This window comes from Pseudoalteromonas sp. CF6-2 (assembly GCF_021729425.1).
GTDB classification, from domain to species: domain Bacteria; phylum Pseudomonadota; class Gammaproteobacteria; order Enterobacterales; family Alteromonadaceae; genus Pseudoalteromonas; species Pseudoalteromonas arabiensis.
The window spans coordinates 2901941-2926913 of record NZ_CP091442.1; the positions used below are offsets into that span (position 1 = coordinate 2901941).

General features: G+C 41.0%; 28 protein-coding genes. 7 read left to right on the forward strand and 21 right to left on the reverse strand.

The annotated features are described in order from the left end of the window. Positions 1 to 6: 6 nt before the first annotated feature. From L3Q70_RS13410 to folB, 8 genes are all read right to left on the reverse strand, one after another. Positions 7 to 672: an SAM-dependent methyltransferase gene (locus tag L3Q70_RS13410; RefSeq protein WP_062568738.1), complete on the reverse strand. Its 666-nt coding sequence runs from the start codon at positions 670 to 672 to the stop codon at positions 7 to 9. Beyond that, entirely contained in the window at positions 672 to 1439 is a 768-nt protein-coding gene (locus L3Q70_RS13415; RefSeq protein ID WP_036970898.1) for an ABC transporter permease, read from the reverse strand. Before L3Q70_RS13415 ends, L3Q70_RS13410 begins: the two co-directional genes overlap by 1 nt. Further along, positions 1439 to 2368, reverse strand: coding sequence for an ABC transporter ATP-binding protein (locus L3Q70_RS13420; protein WP_193987779.1), 930 nt, complete (start codon positions 2366 to 2368; stop codon positions 1439 to 1441). The genes L3Q70_RS13415 and L3Q70_RS13420 overlap by 1 nt, the downstream gene beginning before the upstream one ends. Continuing rightward, positions 2365 to 2988 (reverse strand): flavin prenyltransferase UbiX, encoded by a 624-nt coding sequence (locus tag L3Q70_RS13425; RefSeq protein ID WP_062568736.1) that lies wholly within the window; start codon positions 2986 to 2988, stop codon positions 2365 to 2367. Before L3Q70_RS13425 ends, L3Q70_RS13420 begins: the two co-directional genes overlap by 4 nt. Positions 2989 to 3010: 22 nt before the next feature. Next, a complete protein-coding gene (gene mpl, locus L3Q70_RS13430) occupies positions 3011 to 4354 on the reverse strand; it encodes a UDP-N-acetylmuramate:L-alanyl-gamma-D-glutamyl-meso-diaminopimelate ligase (RefSeq protein ID WP_237114423.1) in 1344 nt (447 codons plus the stop codon). 161 nt (positions 4355 to 4515) lie between these two features. Beyond that, on the reverse strand, positions 4516 to 5316 hold the full coding sequence (locus L3Q70_RS13435) for an undecaprenyl-diphosphate phosphatase (protein WP_062568734.1): 801 nt from the start codon (positions 5314 to 5316) through the stop codon (positions 4516 to 4518). Beyond that, the gene (gene folK / locus L3Q70_RS13440; protein WP_237114424.1) at positions 5313 to 5801 is read right to left on the reverse strand and encodes a 2-amino-4-hydroxy-6-hydroxymethyldihydropteridine diphosphokinase; all 489 of its coding nucleotides are present in this window, start codon (positions 5799 to 5801) and stop codon (positions 5313 to 5315) included. Before folK ends, L3Q70_RS13435 begins: the two co-directional genes overlap by 4 nt. 2 nt (positions 5802 to 5803) lie before the next feature. Beyond that, positions 5804 to 6160, reverse strand: coding sequence for a dihydroneopterin aldolase (folB, locus tag L3Q70_RS13445; protein WP_237114425.1), 357 nt, complete (start codon positions 6158 to 6160; stop codon positions 5804 to 5806). A gap of 227 nt (positions 6161 to 6387) precedes the next feature. Between folB and plsY the strand changes: the two genes are divergently transcribed. Beyond that, positions 6388 to 6990, forward strand: coding sequence for a glycerol-3-phosphate 1-O-acyltransferase PlsY (gene plsY / locus L3Q70_RS13450; protein ID WP_062568731.1), 603 nt, complete (start codon positions 6388 to 6390; stop codon positions 6988 to 6990). 3 nt (positions 6991 to 6993) lie between these two features. On the opposite strand, the gene tsaD is transcribed toward plsY, so the two are convergent. The 3 genes from tsaD to L3Q70_RS13465 form a co-directional block, all read right to left on the reverse strand. Then, positions 6994 to 8007, reverse strand: a complete 1014-nt coding sequence (gene tsaD / locus L3Q70_RS13455; RefSeq protein WP_062568730.1) for a tRNA (adenosine(37)-N6)-threonylcarbamoyltransferase complex transferase subunit TsaD — start codon at positions 8005 to 8007, stop codon at positions 6994 to 6996. Positions 8008 to 8069: 62 nt separating this feature from the next. Beyond that, positions 8070 to 8660 (reverse strand): YjaG family protein, encoded by a 591-nt coding sequence (locus L3Q70_RS13460; protein ID WP_062568729.1) that lies wholly within the window; start codon positions 8658 to 8660, stop codon positions 8070 to 8072. Further along, the gene (locus tag L3Q70_RS13465; protein WP_237114426.1) at positions 8644 to 9009 is read right to left on the reverse strand and encodes a DUF2007 domain-containing protein; all 366 of its coding nucleotides are present in this window, start codon (positions 9007 to 9009) and stop codon (positions 8644 to 8646) included. Before L3Q70_RS13465 ends, L3Q70_RS13460 begins: the two co-directional genes overlap by 17 nt. Before the next feature lie 86 nt (positions 9010 to 9095). Here L3Q70_RS13465 and L3Q70_RS13470 point away from each other — a divergent pair, with 86 nt between their 5' ends. From L3Q70_RS13470 to L3Q70_RS13485, 4 genes are all read left to right on the forward strand, one after another. After that, positions 9096 to 9503: a DUF2721 domain-containing protein gene (locus L3Q70_RS13470; RefSeq protein WP_062568727.1), complete on the forward strand. Its 408-nt coding sequence runs from the start codon at positions 9096 to 9098 to the stop codon at positions 9501 to 9503. Between the two features lie 52 nt (positions 9504 to 9555). Beyond that, a complete protein-coding gene (locus L3Q70_RS13475; RefSeq protein ID WP_237114427.1) occupies positions 9556 to 11082 on the forward strand; it encodes a DUF3369 domain-containing protein in 1527 nt (508 codons plus the stop codon). 119 nt (positions 11083 to 11201) lie between these two features. Continuing rightward, positions 11202 to 12089, forward strand: coding sequence for a LysR family transcriptional regulator (locus tag L3Q70_RS13480; protein ID WP_062568725.1), 888 nt, complete (start codon positions 11202 to 11204; stop codon positions 12087 to 12089). 135 nt (positions 12090 to 12224) lie between these two features. Further along, positions 12225 to 12845, forward strand: a complete 621-nt coding sequence (locus L3Q70_RS13485) for a 2OG-Fe(II) oxygenase (protein ID WP_062568724.1) — start codon at positions 12225 to 12227, stop codon at positions 12843 to 12845. 7 nt (positions 12846 to 12852) lie between these two features. On the opposite strand, the gene ubiA is transcribed toward L3Q70_RS13485, so the two are convergent. Both ubiA and L3Q70_RS13495 read right to left on the reverse strand, forming a co-directional pair. Beyond that, positions 12853 to 13731 (reverse strand): 4-hydroxybenzoate octaprenyltransferase, encoded by an 879-nt coding sequence (ubiA, locus tag L3Q70_RS13490; protein WP_062568723.1) that lies wholly within the window; start codon positions 13729 to 13731, stop codon positions 12853 to 12855. Continuing rightward, a complete protein-coding gene (locus L3Q70_RS13495; RefSeq protein ID WP_237114428.1) occupies positions 13728 to 14273 on the reverse strand; it encodes a chorismate lyase in 546 nt (181 codons plus the stop codon). Before L3Q70_RS13495 ends, ubiA begins: the two co-directional genes overlap by 4 nt. A 165-nt stretch (positions 14274 to 14438) precedes the next feature. Here L3Q70_RS13495 and L3Q70_RS13500 point away from each other — a divergent pair, with 165 nt between their 5' ends. Next, entirely contained in the window at positions 14439 to 14846 is a 408-nt protein-coding gene (locus L3Q70_RS13500; protein WP_062568721.1) for a flagellar basal body-associated protein FliL, read from the forward strand. A gap of 37 nt (positions 14847 to 14883) precedes the next feature. On the opposite strand, the gene glpG is transcribed toward L3Q70_RS13500, so the two are convergent. From glpG to L3Q70_RS13530, 6 genes are all read right to left on the reverse strand, one after another. After that, complete coding sequence (glpG, locus tag L3Q70_RS13505; RefSeq protein WP_237114429.1) at positions 14884 to 15699, reverse strand: rhomboid family intramembrane serine protease GlpG; 816 nt, start codon at positions 15697 to 15699, stop codon at positions 14884 to 14886. Further along, positions 15696 to 16013 carry a thiosulfate sulfurtransferase GlpE gene (gene glpE / locus L3Q70_RS13510; protein ID WP_130149478.1) on the reverse strand — a complete coding sequence of 106 codons (318 nt, stop codon included), beginning with the start codon at positions 16011 to 16013 and terminating at the stop codon, positions 15696 to 15698. The genes glpG and glpE overlap by 4 nt, the downstream gene beginning before the upstream one ends. A 55-nt stretch (positions 16014 to 16068) precedes the next feature. After that, positions 16069 to 17094, reverse strand: coding sequence for an L-threonine 3-dehydrogenase (gene tdh, locus L3Q70_RS13515; RefSeq protein WP_062568718.1), 1026 nt, complete (start codon positions 17092 to 17094; stop codon positions 16069 to 16071). A gap of 55 nt (positions 17095 to 17149) precedes the next feature. Continuing rightward, positions 17150 to 18346: a glycine C-acetyltransferase gene (locus L3Q70_RS13520; RefSeq protein ID WP_062568717.1), complete on the reverse strand. Its 1197-nt coding sequence runs from the start codon at positions 18344 to 18346 to the stop codon at positions 17150 to 17152. Between the two features lie 159 nt (positions 18347 to 18505). Continuing rightward, complete coding sequence (gene gmhB / locus L3Q70_RS13525) at positions 18506 to 19057, reverse strand: D-glycero-beta-D-manno-heptose 1,7-bisphosphate 7-phosphatase (protein WP_062568716.1); 552 nt, start codon at positions 19055 to 19057, stop codon at positions 18506 to 18508. After that, positions 19054 to 20115, reverse strand: a complete 1062-nt coding sequence (locus L3Q70_RS13530) for a glycosyltransferase family 9 protein (protein WP_237114430.1) — start codon at positions 20113 to 20115, stop codon at positions 19054 to 19056. Before L3Q70_RS13530 ends, gmhB begins: the two co-directional genes overlap by 4 nt. A gap of 126 nt (positions 20116 to 20241) precedes the next feature. On the opposite strand from L3Q70_RS13530, the gene L3Q70_RS13535 reads away from it, so the two are divergent. Continuing rightward, positions 20242 to 20964, forward strand: a complete 723-nt coding sequence (locus L3Q70_RS13535) for a 3-deoxy-D-manno-octulosonic acid kinase (protein ID WP_062568714.1) — start codon at positions 20242 to 20244, stop codon at positions 20962 to 20964. A gap of 18 nt (positions 20965 to 20982) precedes the next feature. Here the strand turns inward: L3Q70_RS13535 and L3Q70_RS13540 are convergent, their stop codons facing one another. Next, positions 20983 to 22002 (reverse strand): cytochrome c peroxidase, encoded by a 1020-nt coding sequence (locus L3Q70_RS13540; protein WP_062568713.1) that lies wholly within the window; start codon positions 22000 to 22002, stop codon positions 20983 to 20985. 57 nt (positions 22003 to 22059) lie between these two features. Beyond that, on the reverse strand, positions 22060 to 24324 hold the full coding sequence (gene katG, locus L3Q70_RS13545; protein WP_062568712.1) for a catalase/peroxidase HPI: 2265 nt from the start codon (positions 24322 to 24324) through the stop codon (positions 22060 to 22062). Between the last annotated feature and the right edge of the window lie 649 nt (positions 24325 to 24973).

The window sequence follows — 24973 nt, forward strand, 5'->3', positions numbered from 1 at the left end:
TGCGTGTTATAGGTTTATTACTAAGCGATGACTCTGTTGGCCACTGGCCCAATATTTACGCTCAAATGGTGTAATAGCGGTATCGCTTTCATACAACTCAACATCGCACTTATGCCCTGCAAGCTCAAGCGAGCGAGCAAATTCCTTCACGTAAATGTCCCAGTTGCTTCTAAGCTCTAAACGCCCACCTAATTTAATAATAAATGGGAATATAGCAGCACCGTGCCAGCGCCTTTGTAGGTGTTTGGCTTTTGGCCAAGGGTTTGGATACAACAAGTAATGGTGCGTGGGCTGCCAGTTAGCAGCCACCGCTAAACGCCAAAAATCGTTTAAATCAGCTTGCACTAAAATGTACTGTCCTGCATCGGTTTGCTTGTACTCAATGTCATGCTTATCCAAGCGATGAGATGATTTATCTATACCAATCACTAACGCATCTGGGTGACGCTTTGCTAAGTTAGCGGTACTTTCCCCTACACCACAGCATGAATCAAGAATGAGTGGCCCAGCAAACGTCTGCACCTTTTCGTTTACCTGATCAAAAGCCGCTTGCGTATGCTCTGCAATCGGCTTCTTAAATTCGGCACTTAGGTGTTTTAAAACAATTTCATCCAGCTTTTCATGTAAGCTAGGTTGATTCGATACAATACTTCTCGAATTTGCATCCGTCATTAGTGTCTAAGCCCCACACCACGTTTGATTAGGGTTAATGCTAACGTAAATAAACCCACAATAAATAAACCAAGTACACCAAATGCCACCGATAAGTCGACATCAGACACACCTAAGAAACCATACCGAAATGCATTTACCATATAAATAATTGGGTTTACTTGCGATACGCCTTGCCAAAATTCTGGCAATAAAGTGATAGAGTAAAACACCCCACCAAGATAAGTCAGCGGCGTTAAAATGAAGGTTGGGATAATACTAATATCATCAAAGCTATTAGCATAAATTGCGTTAATAAGTCCGCCTAACGCAAACACAGCCGAGGTTAGTATAACCGTTGCCATAATCACAAAAATATTGTGAATTTGAATATCAACAAACAACAAAGATACACAGGTAACAATCAAACCAACTAACATACCACGCGTCATACCACCGCCCATGTAGCCGAGTACAATAATGTAATTTGGCACTGGCGCAACTAATAGCTCTTCTATGCTTTTTTGGAATTTAGTTGAATAGAAGCTTGAGGCCACATTCGAGTAAGAGTTGGTGATCACCGACATCATAATCAGGCCCGGTACAATAAACTCCATATAACTAAAGCCGCCCATATCACCGATACGAGAACCAATCAGGTTACCAAAAATCACAAAATACAGGCTCATCGTGATTGCAGGCGGTACTAATGTTTGCACCCAAATACGTAAAAAGCGAATACACTCTTTGATCCAAATACTTTTTAGCGCTACACCATATTTAAACATTATTCGCCTCGCCCCTGTTCTAATAATCCAACAAACAGCTCTTCTAAACGGTTTGCTTTATTTCGCATACTAAGCACTGTGTTACCTTGCTCGGTTAGCGCACTAAATACGTGATTTAAGCCCTGAGACTTTGCCACTTCAACTTCTAAAGTATGGTCATCAGTCTGTGTATAGTTGTAGCCTTCAATGCTAATTGGCTGCACAGGCTGCTTTAAATCAAGTACAAAGGTTTCTTTATCAAGCTTGGCAAGTAACGCTTTAATAGTGGTGTTTTCAACAATCACGCCGCTGTCGATAATCGCGATGTTTTTACATAGCAGCTCTGCTTCTTCGAGGTAGTGCGTGGTCAAGATAATGGTGACACCTTGTTTATTTATCTCACGAAGAAAATCCCACATTGAGCGGCGTAGCTCAATATCCACACCTGCAGTTGGCTCATCTAAAATAAGTAATTTAGGTTCATGCATCAGCGCACGAGCAATCATTAAACGGCGTTTCATACCACCTGAAAGGGTGCGCGCTTGCTTATCTTTTTTTTCAAATAAACCGAGCTGCTTTAAATACTTTTCTGCACGTTCATGCGCCAGCTTTCTGGGTACACCATAATAACCCGCTTGGTTAACCAAAATTTGGTTAAGCGTTTCAAACTGACTGAAATTAAATTCTTGCGGCACTAAACCAAGTTCAGATTTAGCGGCTTCTAGGTGAGTATCAATGTCGTGACCAAATACCTCTACGCGACCAGCGCTTTTGTTCACTAACGATGAGATAACACCAATGGTGGTTGATTTACCAGCCCCATTTGGGCCAAGCAAAGCAAAGAAGTCGCCTTGCTGAACTTGTAAATCAATGCCTTTTACAGCTTCAACACCATTTTTATAAACCTTTTTCAGGCCTTCAATATTTAATGCGATCGTTTTTTCGCTCACTGTTTGCCCTCTCCATAACCCCAACGTTTCGTCAAAGTATGTTCAATGTTTAAATGATCTAAAATTCGCGCCACCATAAAATCAACCAGATCTGAAATCTGCTCAGGCTGGTGATAAAACCCAGGTGCCGCAGGCATAATGGTGACGCCAAGCTTTGCTAGTTTCAGCATGTTTTCAAGATGAATCTCGCTAAATGGCGTTTCACGCGGGACTAAAATCAGCTGCCCACGTTCTTTTATAACCACGTCAGCGGCGCGCTCAAGTAAGTTATCTGATGCCCCAACTGCAATGGCAGACACTGAGCCTGCACTACATGGGCAAACCACCATTTTCTTCGGCGCAGCTGAGCCAGAGGCAACAGGACTAAACCAGTTATCTTTACCAAATACTTTTAGTTGTTCTGGCGCGGCATTAAAGAGCGTACTGAGCTGTTCAGTTGCTTTATCTTCGTTGCCCGACAGTTTTATATTCGATTCAGTATCAAGCACCACTCTTGCCGCACTTGAGATCAGTACATACACCTGAAACTGCTGCTCAAGTAATACCTCTAGTAACCGTAAGCCATAAGGGGCACCTGAGGCACCGCTAAAAGCTAAGGTTATTTTATCTTTAAATTGCATACAGTTATGCTCCGTATACTGGTTAGTTTTGTTCAAGTGTGCTGATTAAACGCTGATGAATACCTTCAAAGCCACCATTACTCATTATTAAAATATGTTGTGACGGCGCACTTCCTTCAGCAACTGCGGCAATGATTTCCTCAGTGCTTGGCATACAATGCATACCTGCTTTATCTGCGTATTCTTTTAATGACCAGCTTAAGTTTTCAGGTTCAAATAAATACACGTCATCGGCAGCTCTTAGAGAATCAATCAAGGTTTGTTGATGCACACCCATTTTCATGGTGTTTGAACGCGGCTCTAAAATGGCAATAATCTTCTCATCGCCCACTTTTGCACGTAAACCTGCAAGAGTTGTTTTAATTGCCGTTGGGTGATGTGCAAAATCGTCATACACTTTAATACCATTCACATCGGCTTTTAGCTCCATGCGGCGCTTAGGAGAAATAAACTCTGCTAAACCAGCAATGCTCACTGACACAGCAATCCCTACATGACGAGCGGCTGCAATGGCCATAATAGCATTTTTAACATTGTGCTCGCCCATCGCTTGCCATGACACAACGCCCTGCACTTCCCCAGCTAGTAACACTTCAAATTCACTGCCATCAGCTTTAAGTAAACGGTAATCCCAGTCACCCGACAGTGTTTCGCTCTCGCTCCAAAGACCTCTTTCAATCACCTCTTGTAGTGCTTCATCTTGGCTTGGCCAAATGACTTTGCCACTACAAGGTAGTGTACGCATCAGGTGGTGAAATTGTTTCTTTATTGCATTTAAATCTTCAAAAATATCCGCATGATCAAATTCAAGATTATTTAGAATCAAAGTGCGTGGTAAGTAATGTACAAACTTACTGCGTTTATCAAAAAAAGCGGTATCGTATTCGTCGGCTTCAATTACAAAAAATGGGGTTTCGCCAACACGTGCAGACACGCCAAAATTTTGCACTATGCCACCAATTAAAAACCCAGGTTTCATACCGGCATACTCTAATAACCATGCCAGCATACTCGCTGTGGTTGTTTTGCCATGCGTACCCGCAACAGCTAAAACCCACGAATTCTGCAATAAATTATGTTTTAACCATTCTGGGCCTGAGGTATAAGGCAAGCCTTTATCAAGCACATATTCAACACAGGGGTTGCCACGGCTCATGGCATTACCAATCACCACCATATCAGGGGTTGGCTCAAGTTGTGCAACGTCATAACCTTGAGTTAGAGTGATACCCAGCTCTTCTAATTGTGTGCTCATCGGCGGGTACACATTTTGATCAGAGCCTGTCACTGTATGACCTAACGATTTAGCGATTGCGGCGATACCACCCATAAAGGTGCCACAAATTCCAAGAATATGAATATGCATCTACTGTCCTGAGCAAAATGAATGATAGATAAAATAAGCCGTTATAATGCCAAATATAAGCTTTACTTACCATTACTACACGGCAATAGACTTTTGCCAAATAACCAACATAAAAAAACACCTCAATTTGAGGTGCTTTTCTAATCAAGCTGAATCTCTACCTACAGCATTAAAAATGCAAACAAACCGACACCAAGTAGTAAACGATAGATAACAAATGGCATCATCCCCATACGCTCAATCACTTTTAAGAAAAAGAAAATGCAGGCATAAGCAGATATAAAAGATAAGCCAGCACCAAGCATCAAGGTATTCCACTCAACGATATGATCGCCTAAAGCCAACTCTATTGTGTAATATAGTCCCATCATTAAAATAACAGGAATGGCCAATAAAAATGAAAAGCGCGCGGCACTTTGCTTATTCATACCCAGCATTAAACCTGCGGTCATAGTAATACCTGACCGTGATGTGCCTGGGATCATAGCCATCGCCTGTGCCATGCCGATCATCAGTGCGGATTTCCAGTTCAGTTGGTAAATCGTTTTGGTTTGCTTACCTTTTGCATCGGCATACCAAAGTAATAAGCCAAATAAAATAGTCGTTACCGCGATCACCCATGCACTACGTAGGTAAAGCTCTATTAAATCTTTAAAAATAAGCCCAAGAATAGCGGCAGGTATCGTGCCTACTATGATCCACCAGCCTAGCTTACTATCATCGGTTGCACCTTGTGAGCCAAACGATTTAAACCAAGCACCAAGAATATCGACCACTTCTTTTCTAAAGTACAAAACAACTGCACCTAAGGTTCCAACGTGAACAGCCACATCAAATGCTAAACCTTGGTCTTGCCACCCGAGAATCTGCGACGGAAGAATTAAATGCGCTGAGCTAGAAATAGGTAAAAACTCAGTCAGTCCTTGAATTAAAGCTAAAACAATTATCTCAATAATACTCATGGGTTAGTAAACTCCACCTTCCATAGTTTTTGTTGCGGGTTATCATAATTATCCCATAGCTGAGCCAGGGTTAGCTTCGCTACGGGGTGAAAAAAATCGGGAGCTATTTCTGCTAAAGGCTGAAGCACAAAAGCATTTTTTGTAATTTCATCTCGCGGTAATTGTGCAGGATAATCGCATATAACATCATCATAAAAAAGTAAGTCTAAATCGAGTGTACGCGGGCTAAACTTTTTATCTGCACGGGTACGACCATTATCAAGCTCAATTTGTTTCAATAATTTGCACAACTTCTCAAGAGGCATATCCGTTTTGGCCGCAACCACTGAATTATAAAAATTACTCCCTGCAAAACCAACCGCTTCACTCTCATAAACTGATGAGTGTACAAAATCGGGGAAGTAAGGTTTCAAGGCTATGAGCGCTTGGCGAAGATAATGCTCTTTATTGACATTAGAACCTAGACTAATAAATATTTGCGCCATTATTAGCCCACCTTACGGCGGGTGATCTCAACGCCCACCGTTTGCGCTTGTGGCACAGCGGCTGGTTTACTGACACGAATAGTCACTTGGTTGGTGGCAAATTCAGTAAGAATAAGTGCAGCTAATTGCTCAACTAAGGTTTCAAGCAACTCAACAGGCTTCGCCGTTGTATGTTCAATGACACGCTCACTCACTTTTGCATAATCAAGCGCAAGGTTTATATCATCGGTTGCTGCAGCGGCTGAGATATCACAAAGCATTTCAATGTCAAAATATAAGCTTTGTTTACTTTCTTTTTCAAAATCATATACACCGATGATGGTGTCTACGTGCAGTTGTGATATATATACCTTGTCCATTAAGACTCCAAATGACATAAATATGTAAGGTAAAACAACCTTATGCGCCTATTGATCTTAATAATACGCTTTATAAGCTGTCATAATGTTTTAATATATTGAAATTACCCCTACAATGACGGATAGATTGTTAGTATTTTTTTGTAACAATCTAATCGAAAAATAGCGGCAGACGGTTTTGCCGCCAATGATAGCCCAAAAGTGCCGATTAAAAAATAAGGAAGCGCGTGTTAGCAGTTTTAATGTTAGTTTTAGCCTATTTACTAGGATCGGTTTCGTCCGCTATCCTTGTTTCTCGGCTATTTAGGCTACCAGACCCACGCAGTCATGGATCGAATAACCCTGGAGCGACCAACGTTTACCGCCTCGGTGGAAAGTTACCCGCTGCATTAGTGCTTGTGTTTGACATATTAAAAGGAACGATCCCAGTTTGGGGCGCTTACTTTTTAAACATAGAGCCTCTGATGCTCGGTCTCATCGGTGTTGCAGCATGCCTAGGTCACATGTATCCATTATTTTTTGGCTTTAAAGGCGGAAAAGCCGTTGCCACTGCTTTTGGTACCTTGCTTCCTATAGGCTTATCTTTAGGTGGGATGCTAATCACAACTTGGCTACTAATTATTGCAATTACACGTTATTCATCACTCGCGGCATTAGTAACCGTCTCTCTTGCGCCTCTTTACACATGGTGGATAAAGCCACTTTATACATTACCAGTCACATTTTTAACGGTATTAATTATTTTTCGCCACAGAGCGAACATGACACGTTTAATGTGTGGTGATGAGCCAAAAGTTGGGGCTAAGAAAAAAGCCCCAGAAAATGAATAAGCCTTATAACGGCTCAAGTGAATCGATTGGCCAGCGCGGCTTAGTTTTCATATCAAGGCTCGCAAATTGCCCTGCTTTTAAGCGCTGCATACCGGCATAAGCGATCATTGCGCCATTATCTGTACAAAACTCTGTGCGCGGGTAATACACGCGCCCTTTCATACCTTGCATTACACGTTCTAGCTGCGAACGTAGTTGAACATTGGCACTTACACCACCTGCAATCACTAAACGCTTAATGCCTGTTTGCTTTAATGCACGTTTACATTTAATAATAAGTGTATCAATAACGGCTGTTTGGAATGCGTGTGCGATGTCGGCTTTAGTTTGCTCGTCATCATCATTATCACGAATCGCAATTGATGCTGCGGTTTTCAAACCACTAAAGCTAAAGTCTAAACCTGGTTTATCTGTCATCGGGCGTGGGAATACAAATCGCTCAGGTGTACCTTGCTCCGCAAGTTTTGCTAGACGAGGGCCGCCAGGGTAATCAAGACCTAATAATTTAGCGGTTTTGTCAAACGCTTCACCCGCCGCATCATCCACCGACTCACCTAATACTTCGTACTCACCAATACCTGACACTTTAACCATCATAGTATGACCGCCCGAGACAAGCAGCGCAATAAACGGAAATTCAGGCTGCTCTTCTTCAAGCATAGGGGCAAGTAAATGACCCTCCATATGGTGAACAGCCACAGCGGGGATGTTCCAGCCATAGGCTAGTGAACGGCCAATCGAGGTGCCCACAAGTAAAGCCCCCACAAGGCCTGGGCCTGCCGTATAAGCAATGCCATCTAAATCTTCTGGGCCGCAACCCGCTTGTGCAAACGCCGCATCAATTAACGGTAAGGTTTTGCGTACATGGTCTCGTGATGCAAGTTCTGGCACTACACCGCCATAGTCTGCATGCACTTTGACTTGGCTGTATAGTTGATGTGCTAATAAGCCTTGTTCATCATCGTAAATGGCAATACCTGTTTCATCACATGATGATTCAATACCTAAAATTCGCATCAATTACTCCGCCAATAAAAAACAAACGCGCATTTTACAGCGAAAATACGCATTACTGAACATTAAATTGCAATACCAATATTGGTTTGGCCGTCAGATACTGCAAGCTGCTTAAGCTCTTTAACGTTTTCTGAGGTAATTCGGCCCATTTGCTCTACAAAATCAATAAGTTCAGCAAGCACATCAATTTCATATTGCATTAAAGGGTGCTCACGTACGGCCTTGTTATCAGCCAACTCACCATCGACGGTCAGTTGATACTCAATATAACGTGCGACTGAGGCCTGAGAAATTTTACTGATGTTTAGAAATTCTTGTTCATCTTTTGCCATTAAACCATGCAGCATTCCAAGCAATGCTGTTGCCGTATCAATCGCTGGGTATACGCCAAACATATCAAAATCATTTAATTCAGGTACATTAGGCTCAATTTTCTCAATTTGCTTCTCAAGACTAATTTTACTTTTGGGTAGTAAAATTTTCTCCCAACACACACTTAACGCACTACGAAACACGGATCCGTCACCAAACCCCGTGGCTTCGCTAAATAGGGCATAGTTAGGCAACATACGCTCAAGCAATGCGCCACCTAAAACCGCCTTTTGTAAATAGTTTAATTCTCTAATACGTTGAAAATTATTCGCTTTCGTCATTCTTTACAGTCCCACAAGACCAACATATTTCAAACGTTGACCCATTAAGCTCGCTACATGTTGGGCAAACCCAGTCAGGAGCAGATTGTTTCACTTGCTGGTAGTTTATCAATATTTCGCGCGCCTGGCGCTCTTTTATCGCATAAACTAGTACTTCGACTCCCGTTTGCTCAAATGGGATCTCGCCGAGAGCGCCTTGTAACATTTCGCCTTGCAGCTCACATTGAATTCCTGCGCTTTCTAACAGTCCTTTAATTATGTTAGCTTGCAAGGCGTTCTCAGCCCTAAAAATCCCCACCCAAGTAAATGAATCACCAGTATTATCTTGATTTAAATTATTTTTTTGCAAATTGATTCTCTTTTACTTTGCACGACTTTAAACCTAAGCTACTCTAGCTATTGACCTTTGTGCAACCCATATTTAAAGGCGGCTTAATGACACTGACAACCCCTGGACTACTCTTCCCTGCAATTTCTCTTTTGTTGCTAGCATATACGAATCGCTTTTTAGTACTTGCTCAGTTAATTCGTGAGCTTAACGCACGTGAAGGTGACAGTATTCGTCCTTTAGTTGTTGCACAAATCGAAAACCTTAGAAAGCGAATTAAATTAATTAGAGTGATGCAAGTATATGGTGTAGCTTCATTTTTTATGTGTACACTTTCTATGTTTGCTTTATTTATTGAGTTTAATACCACAGGCATTGTGCTATTTGGGATAAGCCTTGCTAGTCTCGCTTTATCGTTATTAACGTCCTTGTATGAAATCCACATTTCGTGCGATGCAATCGAAATCGAACTTCAGAATATCGAAAAAAAACCACTTTCAGATAAGGCAGAGTAAATTTCTGCTTCTATACTTATTGTTACGAGAAACAACAATAAGTGGTACGTGCGTGGATGACTTTTTGTTTTCTGATGAACCATTAGAAGAAAGTAATATACAAACTGAAGAGCCTGAATATTGGCACATTCTTGTTGTTGACGACGAAGAAGATATCCATCAGGTCACTAAGCTTGTGCTTGCAGGTTTCACCTTTGAAGGGAAAGGATTGCGCTTTTACGATGCCTATTCGGCAGCCGAAGCCAAAGAGTTTTTAAAAAAGGACATCCCCTTCTCAGTGGCTTTGGTTGATGTTGTTATGGAAACCAATCATGCAGGGCTTGATTTAATTCAATATATACGTGATGACATTGATAATCACGATATTCGCCTAATATTAAGAACAGGACAACCTGGTGAAGCACCTGAGGAATCTATTATTCGTGATTACGACATAAACGACTATAAGAACAAAACAGAGCTCACTGCAATAAAAATCAAAACATTACTTTATTCTGCCCTGAGAGCGCATCGCGACATTCAGATCATTGACCGTCATAAACATGGTCTTGAGCAAATAATTAATGCTTCGGCAAACTTTTTAAAATGCGAGAGTGTTCGTGAGTTTGCATCAACAATTTTAAGTCATGTCACCAACGTGATGGGTATAAATGATGCCCAAATATATTGCGCTGCCGCCGTCAACTTGCAATCATCCCCCGCCACTGACTTCCAATTGCTCGCCGCATCTGGCGTGGGTCCAACGCCAAAACAAAGCACAATTCCTGATGAAGTAAAAAGCTTATTTATAGATGCCCATGATCGTAAGTCTTCATTAAAAACAAGTACTGACTATATAGGGTATTTTCCAACTAAAGCTGGCCTTGAAACCATGCTATACGTGCACAAAGGCACAAAGCTTCAGCCAACAGATCATCAGCTTCTTGAGTTTTATGCAAACAATATAGCACTGGCTTATGACAACCTAAAACTACGCGAGATGGTAAAAGATTCACAAAAAGAGTTATCGTATATCTTGGGTGAAGCAGTTGAAAAACGCTCAAAAGAAACAGGCTCACACGTAAAGCGTGTCGCACTTTACAGTGAACTCTTAGCAAAACTCTCTCAGTTAGATCCATTTCAGTGTGAAATTATTAAACTTGCCTCCCCATTGCACGACATAGGAAAAATAAGCATTCCTGACAATATCCTAAATAAACCTGGCAAATTAGATGAGCAAGAATGGGAGATAATGAAAAGTCACGCTCAAATCGGCTATGAAATACTAAAAAATTCAAGTAACGAGATTTTAAATTGTGGTGCAACAATCTCTCATCAACATCATGAAAAGTGGGATGGTACAGGTTATCCTCAAGGTTTAGCAGGGAGTAATATTCATATTGTCGGCCGTATTACCGCTATTGCCGATGTATTCGATGCGCTATGCAGCGATCGCTGCTATAAAAAAGCGTGGCCATTAGAAGACGCATTAACATTAATAAAAGAGCAACGCGGGAAACATTTTGATCCAACTTTAGTCGATATATTACTTGAAAATTTAACACTTTTCCTAGAGATTAAAGACCGATACCCTGATTAGTGTAACTTTTCGGTAAAACAACACTTTCCAAAATAGGTACTATAATTTACTATGCCATCGTAAAGTATAATTATTTTGCCTGGATGTAAGGGCTTACTTATAACAAGGGACTATTTAAAGTGAGATTTGAACAACTTGAACAATTCGTTGCACTAGGCGTGCTCAGGCATTTCCGCCAAGCTGCAGAAAAAACCCAAATTAGTACTTCAGCATTAACTCGCAGTATTCAAACACTCGAAGATGAAATCGGCTATGAGCTTGTCACCCGCTCTACACGTTCGGTTAAACTAACCAAAGAGGGTGAGCTTTTCCTAGAATACGCGCAACAAACGCTTAATAATTTAGAGGAAACGAAGAAACGTTTATTTGAATCATTAAATGGCTGCGTAAACGAAAAGCTTGTCATTGGTTACACGACTAAAGCGAGTACTGTTGTACCTGTTTCCTGTGGGCAATTTTTAGCTCAGTACCCACATGTCAAAATTGAAATGCAACTACAAGAGCAAGGCGAACTCATTCGTAAATTGCAACTGGGTGAAATAGACATAAGCGTGTGCTCGCAGGCAATGAATAGTATTGGCAGCGACATCCACTTACCAGACCAACTTATCTTATTTGTTTCAAAAGATCACCCGCTTGCTAATAAGAGCGATATTAGTAAACGTGATTTGGCTGACTACCCAATGTACAGTTGTTTTGCACAGTCGAAGCAAGTTCAGACGATGCTTACCGAAGCAGTTGACTCATTCAATAAATCATCAAGCATTAAAGTTGGTAGCATTGAACAAGTGATGGATGGCCTTAAAAAGTCAGATCATATTGCCATTGCAAGCATTGAACATGCTAACAGTGTTTCTTCTGACCCTGAGCTACTTTTATTGAAAACAAATAAAGGGATCGCTCATGAACAATTAGTTATTCAAACGAATGAGCAGGTTAATGAAAACTCGCACATTAGTCATTTATTAGATTTAATTGAAAAGACAGCGTTATCTAGTCACAACTAACGCATACATTTAAGCTAGCCTTGCAAACAAAGGCTAGCTCCCTTCTTCACTTAATCATCAACATACTGCATAAAAAGCGTGCATGATTCTTTTTTTCAGATACACTTACGCACCTTTTTTTGATTGTGCACATGAATGACCGCGCAACTTATTTCAAACACTTATTTAGACGCAATAGAACAAACCGGTTATGCTATTGTTGAAAACGCAATTGATGAAAACTTACTAACTGATTTAATTGCAGATTGTTATCGTATAAATCCGCATTTTCATACTGCGGGGATTGGCCGTTTGAACGATCAACAAGTTGATAAAACCATCCGTAAAGATAAGACCTTTTGGTTTGATAGTTCAAGCCAAGCACAAATTACTTATCTTGCGACCATGGAAGCGATAAAGACACAGTTAAACCGCAGTTTTTTCTTAGGGCTGTTTGACTATGAATGTCATTATGCAAAATATCAACAAGGTGACTTTTATAAAAAACATTATGATGCCTTTAAGGGTCGTTCAAACCGTATTTTTACAACCGTCTGTTATTTAAATACACCCGATTCAGGTGGTGAACTGATCATATATAAGCCTAAAAGCAAAGATATTGAGGTCATTGTAAAACCACAAGCAGGCACACTTGTGATGTTTGAAAGCGAACGCTTCATGCACGAAGTATTACCAGCAGAAGATGTTCGCTACTCGATTGCAGGCTGGTTTAGAAAAAATGCCTCGATCAGCGGAATTATAGATCCGCCGAGATAATGCCCCGTTAAAATGGCAATGGCAAGGAAGCTATTAAGCCTATAAATATCACTAAACCCACATAGTGATTATTTAAAAAAGCTTTAAAACAAGGATCTCGCTCTCGATTATGAATCAGTTTTTGTTGATAAAGTAAAAAACCAACTCCAGCAGCTAATCCAAGCCAATAATACAGACCGAGTTGGTTACTAAGGCCTATATAAGCAAGAATCGCTATAAACAAGGCATTAAGTAAAAAGATAATGTGCCTATCATAACTCGCAAACAAAATAGCCGTTGATTTAACACCTATTTTCAAATCATCATCTCTATCAACCATGGCATACATGGTGTCATAAGCCACAGTCCAAACAAGGTTAGCAATAAATAAAAGCCATGCTTCTACAGGAACTGAACCAATCGAGGCCATATAAGCCATTGGGATGGCCCAACTAAATGCCGCCCCAAGCACGACTTGGGGTAACTGGGTATAACGCTTCATAAACGGATAGCAAAATGCCAAGGCTAGTGCGCCAAACGACAGCAATATCGTTGACCATCCGAGCATTAACACTAAGCCAAATGCCACTGTGATAAGCAGCACAAATAAACTCAGAGCCTCACCACTTGAAACTAACCCCGCAGCCAATGGGCGCTGTGCTGTGCGTTTTACTGAGCCATCAATTTTACGGTCTGCGTAATCATTAATCACACAACCGGCACTGCGCATTACAAAGACCCCTAAGCTAAATACGACAAAATTTAGCAAACTCGGGGCGCCTTGATTGGCAAGCCAAAGTGCCCAATATGTTGGCCAAAGCAATAACAAAGTCCCTATTGGTTTATCGGTACGCATCAATTGCTTATAGTAAGGAATGTGTGCGACGTGTAATGCAGCTAATTTCATAAGTAAATATAGGCTCCAGGCAAGAAGACTTCAGCAACTAAAAAATGCGCACGAGATAGCGAAAACACACTGCGTCTACCCCATAACATCTGCGGTTCTAAACCTAATTCATTTATAAGAGAACCTAGTTGGTGTTGCTCTGAAAATTCAGCCACTTCAATTTCGGTGCGTAAAAGACTGGGATCTTGGAAAATAACATCGCCTAAAGGTCTTGTACCCATACTTAACAATTGCTGCTTTTTTAGGGTATCATCTGCTGGCAGCCAACTTTGCGCATATACCATAGGCTTGTTATCACAAAGTAATAATACTTCGCGGTTTAATGCGTGACTTAAAGATGTATTTAATAGTGCTTGCTGCTCTGAGGTTAAGTCAAAAGGTGCTTCATTGAGCACGTGAACAGAAAACTGTTGGCAATGACTTTTGAGCTTAGCGGTCAATGAGCCCGCTTCAAGCAACCAGCTTTGTTGCTGCTGCGTTAAATGTGGATAGGCTGATGCCGATTGCCAATCAGCAACTAATGATATTGGGAATTTAGTCACAACAACTCAGTATTTTAAGAAACCGCGCAAATGATATCACTGCAAAACGTTTGGCAAAAGCCATCATTTAATCTCAATAACAGTTAAAATTCTTACAACAACCTGTATCTCTAGTAAGTTTGGGTATAGACTAAAAACCATTGAAAGGGTGGACTATTTTTAACTATGAAAAAATCGTTATTATCAATTTATTTGATATGCCTATTAGCAGTTAATGCAACAATTAGTTTTTCGGCACATGCCGAGTCAAAAGTCGGTTATTTTGGTTTTGAACCAGACATAATTACCAATTATATTGGCCAAGGTAACAAAAAGCTTGGTTATGTACGTATTACGGTCGATCTTATGCTCAATGACATGTCAGATATCCGTGTCGTAGAACATCATACCCCTTTGCTGCGTGATGCGATTGTTGAAATTCTTTCTAAAGAGCCTGAAGAGAACATCAAGTCGCTTACCGGTCGAGAAGAAATTAGAAAACGCTGTACTGAAAAGTTAAAAACACTTTTAAAACAAGAGACTGGACAAGAAATAGTGCGTGAAGTGTTGTTCACTAAATACTTATATCACTAGCCATAACAAGTGACGGCAAACGCCGTCACAGATTACTTTAACGGCGCGAAAGTAACTTATCTGATAAAGCATAAGCCATACCTGATAAAAGCCCCGCAAGATGCGCCCAGTTAGCCATATTGACAGGTAACATTTCAACAAAGCCTAAAATCAGCCAAACAAGCATAAAGCCAACAATACTCTTGCTGACTAAAGGCGGCTCTGTTGGCCTCATTACACTGTATATCCAACAAAAGCCTAGCAAACCGTAGACAACGCCACTCAAGCCACCAAAATTAGGCCCAACCAATAAAAACTGAGCCCAGTTACTGATAAATGCGGTCACTAAAAATAAGCCGACTAAGGTTAACTTTCCACTGCGCTTTTCAATGTCATTACCTAGTGTCATCCACCAAATTAAATTAAAAATTAAATGGATAGCACTAAAATGCACGATTGCTGGTGTAAACCAACTAAGCGGTTGCGCAGGATTAAACTGTAGCATCCGATAAATGGTATCAAAACCACCGAGTAAAAAAGCCACAAAAATCGCTATTGATACTAACGTAACAGTGCGATTGAGCCAGCTTAATGCTTTAAAACGCGCTTTTAGGTTGAGCGACTGACCTTGATAAGAAAGTGATGACTGTGTGCTCCCCACTTGCCAAGAGGCTTGCAGATACTTTTCATCGTGTGGATTTGCCGCAAACTCTTGCCATAATGGCTGAGCTTGATGAAAATGCTCTGGAGCAACACAAATAATGACGGTTTTACCATCTTCAGAGCGAAGCTCACCCTGTAAGCCTTTGCTTTTAATATAGTCAATAAATCCCTGCGCCGCGCGAGGATTATTTATGCTGCCCAGTTCAATCATCGTTCAATATGCTCCGGAAGTTGTGTTTGCCAAGCTGTAAAGCCTCCATCCATGCTGTAAACATCTTCAAAGCCCTGCTCAACTAAGTAGCTCGCAGCACCTTGAGAACTTACACCATGATAGCAAACAATAATGATTGGCTGATCGAACTCTTTATTCATCATAAATTCGCTAATATTAGCATTTGATAAATGCTCAGAGCCAGGAATGTGCCCCGTTTGAAACGAGTTAGGATCACGAATATCGGCAATCACAACGTCTTCTTTATCTAAAAGCGCAAACGTGTCGCTTACTGAAATATGTTTGTATGACATAATACTCTCTAAACTAAAAAGGCGGCAATATGCCGCCTTATCACTATAAACGGCACTAATCCCAGTTAAGGATTACTTTACCAGATTGGCCTGAAATCATTGTATCAAAGCCCTCTTGGAAATCATCCACAGAGAACTGGTGAGTAATAATTGGTTTCAGATCAAGGCCTGATTGAATTAAGCTTGCCATTTTATACCAAGTTTCAAACATTTCACGGCCGTAAATACCTTTGATAATTAAGCCTTTGAAAATAACTTGGTTCCAATCAACCGCCATATCTGAAGGTGGAATACCTAGCATAGCGATTTTGCCACCGTGATTCATGTTATTAAGCATGCTGTTAAATGCAACTGGCACACCCGACATTTCAAGGCCAATATCAAAGCCTTCTGTCATGCCAAGCTCTTTCATTACATCTTCAAGCTTTTCAGTTGCCACATTTACAGCACGAGTAGCGCCCATTTTACGCGCTAAATCTAAGCGGTATTCATTTACGTCAGTGATAACCACATGACGTGCACCAACGTGTTTAGCAACCGCTGCTGCCATGATACCAATTGGGCCAGCACCTGTGATTAATACGTCTTCACCAACTAAATCAAACGATAACGCTGTGTGTACTGCATTACCGAATGGGTCAAAGATTGATGCTAACTCATCAGGAATGTTATCTGGAATTTTAAATGCGTTGAAAGCGGGGATCACAAGGTATTCAGCAAATGCACCTTCGCGATTAACACCAACACCTGTGGTGTTACGGCATAAATGTACACGGCCAGCACGACAGTTACGACAGTGACCACAGGTAATATGCCCTTCGCCCGATACACGGTCACCCACTTGGAAACCACGTACTTCTTGGCCCATATCAACCACTTCACCTACATATTCGTGGCCAACGACCATTGGCGTTGGGATTGTATTTTGTGCCCACTCATCCCATTTATAAATATGGACATCTGTTCCACAAATTGCTGTTTTGCGGATTTTAATAAGCAGATCGTTATGGCCAACTTCAGGCTTTGGCGCATCAGTCATCCAAATTCCTGGTTCTGCTTTTAATTTAGATAATGCTTTCATGATTCACACTCAATTAAACAAAACCGAAGCAAAGGCTTCGGTTTAGGAAATAAAATTAGATAACACCCATTTCTTTACCAATACGGGTAAAGGCCGCTATTGCGGTGTCTAATTGCTCTTTTGTATGCGCCGCAGAAATTTGCGTACGAATACGTGCTTGACCTTTAGGTACCACAGGGAATGAGAAACCCGTTACGTAAATACCCTCAGCAAGTAATTTGTCTGCCATGGCTGAGGCAACTTTAGCATCGCCTAACATTACAGGGATGATCGCATGATCTTTACCTGCACAGGTAAAGCCAGCCGCTTCCATTTGTTCACGGAAATATTTTGCATTGTCCCAAAGCTTAGCGCGTAATTCACCACCGTTGCTCAGCATTTCAAGTACTTTAATTGATGCTGTAACAATTGATGGCGCAAGTGAGTTTGAGAAAAGATACGGGCGCGAGCGTTGACGCAACCATTCAACGATTTCTTTCTTACCTGATGTGTAACCACCTGATGCGCCGCCCAGTGCTTTACCCAAGGTACCTGTGATGATATCAACACGGTCAAGTACACCACAGTACTCAGGTGTGCCTTTACCATTTTCACCTACAAAACCAACCGCGTGAGAGTCATCCACCATCACTAAGGCATCATATTTATCAGCTAGGTCACACACCGCTTCAAGATTACAAATTACGCCGTCCATTGAGAAAACGCCGTCTGTTGCGATGAGTTTTGTTTTAGCACCTGCTTCGTCAGCTGCAATAAGTTGCTTTTCAAGGTCGCTCATGTCGTTATTGGCATAGCGGAAACGCTTAGCTTTACAAAGACGTACACCATCAATGATCGAAGCATGGTTTAAAGCGTCAGAGATAATTGCATCATCTGGGCCTAGGATAGTTTCGAATAAACCGGCGTTTGCATCAAAACATGATGAGTAAAGAATGGTATCTTCTGTTTCTAAAAACGCAGAAATCTTTTCTTCTAATGTTTTATGAATATCTTGCGTACCACAAATAAAACGGACTGATGCAACACCAAAACCGTGATCATCAAGACCTTGTTGCGCAGCTTTAATTAGCTCTGGGCTATTTGCTAGACCTAAGTAGTTATTTGCACAAAAGTTGATAACTTTATCACCCGATGCAACTTCAATTTGAGCCTGTTGTTGTGAGGTAATAACACGTTCGCTTTTGTATAGACCTTCAGCTTTTACTTCGTCTATTTGTTGCTGAAGCTGATTAAAAAACGCAGATGCTCTCATCTGAAATCTCCAAATAATCTTTTAAGTAATCAGAGCCGATTAGCTGTGACTGTGAAATTTGCGCCTATTGTAAAAGCTTAGGCGAACAATTGCACTGTTTGTAGTTCGTCGCACGCCTTGAATGGGTGCGGATTTGCGAAATAAAACTGGTCTTACCTGCTATGAGTGTAAAACCAGAGCAGGTAAGTCGGCTAATGACTCACAAACGATATCAGCATGTTGTTCTGTTGACTCTGCGTAACTTTGCCCTGAACGCACCAATACACGCGTGGCAATACTTGCCCTTTCAGCTGCAATTAAATCCCCTAACTTATCACCAACCATGATACTTTTTTTAGGGTCAATATCATGCTCAGTAATAGCCTGTAAAAGCATTCCAGGCGCAGGTTTACGACAGTCACACTCTTGTAAATAACTCGCTTGTGCTTTTGTTGGATGATGTGGACAAAAGTAAACCGCGAGAATAGGCACGTCATGACGTTTAAACTCGTCTTTCATCCAAGCTGTTAGATTATGAAAATCCTGCTCAGAATAGTAGCCCCGACCAATCCCCGATTGATTAGTAACCACCACAATTTCGTAGCCATTATCAGTAAACTTTTTGCAGGCATCAAACACACCGGCAACAAATTCAAACTCTTGTGGTTTATACACATAACCGTGATCAATGTTCACCACACCATCACGGTCTAAAAATAATACTTTCTTCATTTCAGTTGCTCTTTCAACACGACAAGGTCAAACATTAAAGTGACATCTTGCACACTAATCTGTGTCATTAGATCAGCCCCTTTAACACGCGTCCCCCATGGTAATTGTTCAGCTGTTTTACCCGTTTGCTGAACAAGGTTTTGATGATAAACCTCAACCACGTAATCTTGGTACAAATAAGGCCCTGTGCGTTTAGGGTTTGAATGAGCGTATAACCCTATCACTGGGGTGCCAACCGTAACCGCCATATGGGCAGGGCCTGTATCAGGAGCAAGCACTAAAGACGCACGCTTTAACACACATAACAGCTCTTTTAGCTGAGTTTTACCGACAAGATTCAAAATAGCCGTCTTACTGTGACTAATTATTTGCTCTGCAAGCGTTTCTTCGAGCGGTGTTGGTCCCCCCGTAATCACTACCGAGAAACCTTGATTATGAGCGTAGTCAGCAAGTGCTGCATAGCGCTCAGGCAACCAATTTCGCTCTTTTTTACTTGCCGCAGGTGAAATCACAAAAATACGCCCTGCTAAACGCTCTTCACCTAATAATATATCAGCAGCTTGCTGGTGCTGTTCGGTAATTGGCATCTGCCAGCTTGGTTGATAATCAGGCACACCAATGGCGCTGGCAAACCCTTTAAAGCCTTCCAGTACATGAGCCTCGGCTTGTGGTGCAATGCGCTTGTTAATAAACAAGCTATGTAATTCTTTTGCACGCGCCCAATCAAAGCCAACTTTTACTTTGGCAGGAATACAACGTGCTGCAAGGTTCGCTCTCAGTGCTACTTGCATATGTAGTAACACATCAAATTGTCGCCCTTTAAAAACCTGTTTAAGCTGTTTGTAGGCTTGCTTACCTTGTTTTTTGTCGAACACCACAAATTCAACACCCGGTAAATCAGCCAGTAACATTGCTTCGACTTTACCAATTACCCAAGTAATTTTTGCCTTTGGATGCGCTTTTTGAATAGCTTGCACAGCCGATACCGCATGGCAAACATCACCAATAGCCGAAAGCCTTAATATACATATCTCTGAATACGAGGTTGAATGAGTCACATGTGCCCTTAGCAACAGCAAATAAAATGCGATCTTAAATTAACTTTGTGCTATTGCAAGTACTTATACGAAATACCAAAAATACGGTACTATAATAAGCATAGATCGTTAATACGTTAAGTTGTTATGTTTGAGACTCTGCATCAAGAAAATACCACGCTACTTTGTCACCCCGCTTATACCCAGTTACTCACGCGCGAGTGGTTTGATGCTGACTTTTGGCAACAGCAAAATAAAATTGTTGGTGCTAAAAAAGGCCGTGCAACGGCTTGGTTTTTTAAACATGATCACTTAACTGCCGTGTTAAGGCACTACTGGCGTGGCGGCCTTGTTGGTAAACTTTTAACTGATCAGTATCTCTACTTAGGTTTAGAAAAAACTCGTGTGTATAAAGAGTTCTCGCTAATGATGCGCTTATCTGAATTGGGTTTAAATGTCCCCACTCCAATAGCTGCGAAAGTCACGACTCATGGCTTGATTTATCGAGGTGATATAATTACACAAGCAGTGACAGGCGCGCAAAGCTTACTCGATATACTTATTACACGCACACTTAGTCATGATGAATTAAAAAAAATAGCAACAACACTGAGTGAATTTCATAACCACGGGGTGTATCACGCAGACTTAAATATCAATAACATCTTATTTGACGATAGCGGTAACGTCTTCATTATTGACTTCGACCGTGGCGAAATAAAGCAACCTGACGTTAGTTGGCAACAAGAAAATATGAAACGCTTGGCACGTTCATTTGCAAAAGAGCAAGGCCGTAACGAAATAATGCACTGGCAGCAAAGCGATTGGCAATTACTCATTTGTGAGTACCAAGCACAACTAAAACATTAATTAAAAGATGCGCACTTCTTATGGGAAGTTAACTGTATTTTCATTATTTAAGGTTTCTAAGAAAGCGGCTATATTTTCAACCTCCTCCTCGCTGAGCTTTTTACCTAATTGATGCCAGCCAGTTAAGTGAATAGCTTCTTGTAAGGTTGTTGCAGCTCCATCATGAAAATACGGTGCTGTGTTTGCCACATTCCGCAAGCTTGGCACCTTAAATAAGTAATCATGATCTTTTCTATTGGTCACCTCCCCCATCCCCCTATCATCTCGATTAGGGTATGGGTTTACGATCCCCATTTTCATTGTAAACTGCCCACCTAAAAGACGGCCACTGTGACAACTTGCGCAACTATTCTCTTGAAACTGTAAAAGACCTCGCTTTTCTTGTACTGTTAAAGCGTTATTATCGCCGCTCAGGTAACGATCAAATCGATCTTGTGTGATCAATGTTCTTTGAAAGGATGCTAAGGCTTTGGTTATATTTTCAAAAGTGAGCGCAGGGCTTGAATCTGGAAAAGCATATTCAAACTCTTTACTATATAAAGTACTAAGTTTATCAACAGCCTCTTGCTTACTCGATAACGCCATTTCGTGTTCACTTAATAATGGTTCAGAGGCTTGCTGCTCTAAGTTTTCAGCCCGTGCATCCCAGTTTTGGGCAAATTGAAAACCAGCATTCCATGTAGATGGGGCATTTCTTCGCCCTTTTATGCCTAAGGCACCTACTGAAACAACCTTAGCGTCGTGACCTTGTCCTTCGTTTAACAAGTTATGGCATGAATTACACGATTGGCTATTGTTACTAGATAAACGAGTTTCAAAATAGAGTTTTTTGCCTAACTGAATTAATGCGGGTGTATCTGCATCACTGCGCGGCATTTTTTCAGGAATAACACCAAATACAGATAGTGCATTATTACGAAGTACTTTGTCATCTATATCGGCTTGCTTTGCTCGTGCATTTAAAGTTAAAGAAGCTGATAACACAATAAAAAGTGTTAACTTCTTAAATAGGATAACAATCAACTGATTTATACTCATATTGCTTCTGGTTAAAAAAAGCGGCTTTAAATAAAACCGCTTTGTTTCATTACTTAATTATTTGAGATCGAAACGATCAGCCTGCATAACTTTGACCCATGCTTTGATAAAATCGTTAACAAAACGTTCTTTTGATGTATCGAAAGCATAAACCTCTGCAACGGCTCTAAGCTCGGCTGATGAACCAAATATTAAATCAACCGGTGTGGCTGTGTATTTGAGCTTATCAGTTTTTCTATCCACTCCTTCATAGATATCACCATTTCGTTTCCACTTAGTAGACATATCTAATAAGTTAACGAAAAAGTCATTGCTTAGTACACCAGGTTTATCAGTAAAGATACCGTGCTTGCCGGAATTATTCGCACCAAGTACGCGCATTCCACCCACTAATACTGTCATCTCAGGTACCGTTAAGGCTAATTGGTCAGCCTTATCAACGAGTGCCTCAGTGGGAGACTTGTAATAGCCTTTTTGGTAATAGTTTTGAAATCCATCCGCTTTAGGCTCTAACAAAGAAAACGAGTTGATGTCTGTTTGGGCTTGGGTTGCATCACCTCGTCCTGGTGAAAATGGCACTGTTACCTTGAACCCAGCCTCTTTAGCCGCTTTTTCAATGCCTGCTGCTCCTGCAAGTACAATTGTATCAGCGAGGGAGATCTTACGGCCTCCTCGCGACTTTTTGTTAAAGTCATCTTTCACTTTTTTCAGCTTAGCGATCACTTTTGCTGTGTCTTTTGGTGCATTCACTGCCCACTCTTTTTGCGGCTGTAACGCAATTCGTGCGCCGTTAGCGCCTCCTCGCATATCTGAATTTCGATAAGAAGCAGCCGATGTCCACGCAACTCTTACTAACTCAGAAACGCTTAAACCCGAATTTAAAATATTACTTTTCAGAGTTTTAATGTCTTTTGCATTAACCAGTTTGTAACTTGGTTTATCTATTGGGTCTTGCCAAATTAGCTTCTCTTTTGGAAACGCATCACCTAAATAGTTATCTCGAGGTCCCATATCACGGTGAGTCAGTTTGTACCACGCTTTTGCGAATGCTAAGCGGTATTCTTCAGGGTCGGCTAAGAACCTTTCTGCAATTTTTCGATACGCAGGATCAAACTTCAATGCCAAGTCAGCTGTTGTCATAACAGGCGGATTGAACTTTCCTTTAACATGCGCATCTGGAACGACTTTATGTAAAGACTCATTCGTCGGTACCCAAATAATCGCCCCACCAGGGCTTTTTGTTTTTTTCCACTCAAAGTTTAAAAGATTAGATAAATAAAGCGATGTCCAGCGAGTTGGTGATTGCGTCCACGCTCCCTCAAGACCACTTGTAACAGTGTCTTCAGAGTGACCTTTACCGCATTTATTTTTCCAGCCTAACCCTTGCTGTTCGAGCCCAGCAGCACCTGGCTCAGGGCCGATACATTTTGCCGCTTTATGCGCACCGTGCATTTTTCCAAATGTGTGACCACCGGCAATAAGTGCTAACGTTTCTTCATCATTCATCGCCATACGGGCAAAAGACTCTCTGATGTTAGCCGCTGAACCAACAGGATCAGGAACACCATTTGGCCCTTCAGGGTTCACATAAATCAACCCCATATGAACAGCTGCAAGTGGTCTTTTTAATTTACCATCAGCCTCTCGGCGGTCACTTGCTAACATTTCAACTTCAGGGCCCCAGTAAACCATATCAGGCTCCCAGTCGTCTTGACGACCTGCGGCAAAACCATATGTTTTAAAGCCCATATTCTCAAGAGACACATTGCCAGCAAGCACTATAAGGTCACCCCAAGAAATAAGTTCACCGTATTTTTGTTTCACTGGCCAAAGTAGTCGACGCGCCTTGTCTAAACTTGCGTTATCTGGCCAGCTATTTAGCGGGTCAAATCTCTGTTGGCCTCCACCGGCTCCCCCTCGACCATCAAGCGTTCGATAAGTCCCCGCGGCATGCCATGTCATACGTATAAAGAAAGGACCATAATTTCCCCAGTCTGCGGGCCACCAGTCCTGAGAGTCTGTGAGTGTTTTATTAATATCGCTTTTCAATGCATTCATATCGAGCTTAGAAAATGCTTTCTTATAATCAAAGTTTTCTCCTAGCGGGTTAGAGCGAGAGTCATGGTCACGCAGCGGGGCTAGGTCAACCTGATTTGGCCACCAAAATAGGTTTGATTTTGCCTGATTTTGAGCAACATGGCCGCTGCCAACAGCGCCTTTAGGCTTGCTCATTTGAGCTTCAGCCGCAATCCCCTCAAAATTAATAATAATAGCCAGCGCACTGGCTATTAAAGTGTACTTGCTAACAATACGGTTATTCATAACATAATCCTCAAACTAATATAATTTTTAAACTAACTATTTAAAATAAAGCCAAACACCTAAATAATCTAAAACTAAAATATTAGAAATTTAGAAAGTTTTAAGCTCAATAGAATTCAAATTCACAAAAATAAACTAATATGAAAACCAACCTCCTTCATATCGACAAAACGATATAAAACGACCTACCACCCCTCTAACTTGCTAATGTGTAACTTGTGGTAGGTACGTTTTAAACCTTGTAAAGCGCTGAAAGTGGTTAGTTACTGCAACTAAAAATTTGCTTACACGATGCAATACCGTTTATGAATTTTTATGTCGCAAAAATGAAAGAACCTCATTATTAACAACGTACTAAAACCTAACCAACAACAAACCCTTTTTAGATACATTAGATGCAAAATACGTTTAAATAAAATCGATTTTATAGATTATATTAATTTGTTTTCTTGATTAAATAATGATAAACGACTAGAAATAAAAGCAGGGTATAAAATTTTAAAAACAGATATATAGTAAAAAATAACGATGATAATTTTAATTTTTAAATTTTAAAAATTAAAAACAAGCTCATAATGAAAAATAAATAGAACACAATATCAGTAAGTTAAAGGCGACTGTTAAATATGAAAATAAGCAGGCAGCAAAA